Origin of the sequence: uncultured Methylobacterium sp., assembly GCF_964242245.1 — a bacterium.
Taxonomy (GTDB): domain Bacteria; phylum Pseudomonadota; class Alphaproteobacteria; order Rhizobiales; family Beijerinckiaceae; genus Methylobacterium.
Genome location: NZ_CAXTBY010000230.1, coordinates 1 through 2,023, shown reverse-complemented (window position 1 = coordinate 2,023; position 2,023 = coordinate 1). Strand labels below are relative to the sequence as shown.

The 2,023-nt window shown below is 66.7% G+C and carries 3 protein-coding genes; all 3 read left to right on the top strand.

The window, feature by feature from the left end:
* Positions 1-6: 6 nt before the first annotated feature.
* Positions 7-651, top strand: a complete 645-nt coding sequence (locus ACFE8Y_RS21760) for a DsbA family protein (protein WP_375466442.1) — start codon at positions 7-9, stop codon at positions 649-651.
* Between the two features lie 194 nt (positions 652-845).
* Positions 846-1,226 carry an AtpZ/AtpI family protein gene (locus ACFE8Y_RS21755; RefSeq protein WP_375466441.1) on the top strand — a complete coding sequence of 127 codons (381 nt, stop codon included), beginning with the start codon at positions 846-848 and terminating at the stop codon, positions 1,224-1,226.
* Between the two features lie 78 nt (positions 1,227-1,304).
* A partial coding sequence (locus ACFE8Y_RS21750; RefSeq protein WP_375466440.1) for a F0F1 ATP synthase subunit A occupies positions 1,305-2,023 on the top strand: 719 nt, incomplete at its 3' end.

Here is a 2,023-nt window from a genome sequence, read left to right as displayed (position 1 = left end):
ACGGCCATGATCACCCGGCGCGACGCTTTGAAAGCCACGGGCCTCGCCATCGGCGCGGGCCTCATCCTTCCGAAATTCTCGCTCGCGGCTCTCGCCGAGGGCGTGCCGGTCGAGGGCCTGATGCAGCCGGGCCCCCTCGGCGACGTCTGGCTCGGGCCCAAGGACGCCAAGGTCACGGTCATCGAGTACGCCTCGATGACCTGCTCGCATTGCGCCGCCTTCCACCGCGCCACCTACCCGACCCTGAAGGAGCGCTACATCGACGCCGGCAAGGTGCGCTTCACCCTGCGCGAGTTCCCCCTCGACCCCCTGGCGACCGCCGCCTTCATGCTGGCGCGCTGCGACGGCGACGCGAAGTACTATCCGATCACCGACCTGCTGTTCGACCAGCAGCCGGCCTGGGCCTTCACGCAGAAGCCCGTCGACGCCCTGGAGCAGATGCTGCGCCAAGCCGGGTTCTCGAAGGAGAAGTTCGAGGCCTGCCTCAAGGACCAGAAGCTCTACGCCGCCGTCAACGCCGTGAAGAGCCGCGGGCTCGACACCTTCAAGGTCGACTCGACGCCGACCTTCTTCATCAACGGCGAGCGCTACACCGGCGAGATGACGGTCGAGGGCCTGGAGAAGGTGATCAAGCCGATCCTGGGCGCCTGATCGTGCCGCCCGCCACCCGACGCGGCCGCCTCGCGCGAGGGTCCGCGCGAACCCGGTTTTTCGCAATGTCTGGAATGGTTTAAGCTTGGCGCTTGCTGCCTTGACACCCTGGGAGGGCGAAACTATGGTGCGCCGCGCTTGAAGGGGGCATTCGAGCCGGTTCTCCAGCCTCTCGCCGATTGTGAGTCCTCGCCGTGAGCGGCAACGACGCAAGGGACGAGGGAGGCAAAGGACCGGCTTCGTCGCCCGATAGCGAACTCTCCGCGAGGCTCCGACGTCTCGAGACGCAGATCGAACGGAAGCGGCCGCCGGCCTCTCCCGCCCCTTCGTCGCGTTCAGGGTCGTCCGGAAGCCCGTCCTCCCTCGGGCAGGCGATGACGCTCTCCACGGAGTTCGTCGCGGGCGTGATCGCGGGGGGCGTGCTCGGCTGGATCTTCGATCGGATGCTCGGGACGAAACCCTGGGGGCTGATCGTCCTCCTGATGCTGGGCTTCGTCGCGGGCGTCTTCAACGTGATGCGGGCTTCCGGTTTCGCCGGGCCCCGTTCCGGCCGGGACGCGCCGCGCGATCCGTGAGGGCGGCCGGAATTTTCGACCACGGACCGGTCCGGCCATTCAGGCCGCCGGCCACGTTACCTGAGGGCGGATAGAGGCATGGCGGGCAGCATCGAGCCGGTTCATCAGGTCGCGTTGCGACCGGACCCGATCCATCAGTTCGAGCTCAAATCGATCCTGCCGTTCGGGCATCTCGGCAACCAGGAACTCGCGTTCACTCAGTCGGCGCTCTACATGTTCGCCGCCGTCGGCATCATCGCGCTGCTCACCATCGTCGCGACCTCGAGCCGGTCCGTGGTTCCGGGCCGCATGCAGTCCCTGGCCGAGATCTTCTACGAGTTCATCGCCGACACGCTGCATCAGGCCACCGGCGACGGCGGCCGGCGCTTCATGCCGCTGGTGTTCTCGCTGTTCATGTTCGTGCTGATCCTGAACCTGTTCGGCATGATCCCCTACGCCTTCGCGGTGACTAGCCACCTCGTCGTGACCTTCGGGCTCGCCGCCCTGGTGATCTCGGTCGTGGTGATCTACGGCGTGATGAAGCACGGCGCGCACTTCTTCGGCCTGTTCGTGCCGTCCGGCGTGCCCAAGCCCCTGCTGGCGCTGCTGGTGCCGATCGAGGTCATCTCGTTCATCTCGCGCCCGATCAGCCTGTCGGTCCGACTGTTTGCCAACGTGCTCGCCGGCCACATCGCCATGAAAATCTTCGCGTTCTTCGTCGTGGGCCTGCTTTCCGCCGGCGCTTGGAGCGTGCTATCGCCCCTCCCGCTGTTCCTGACGATCGCGCTGACCGCCCTCGAATTCCTCGTGGCGGCGCT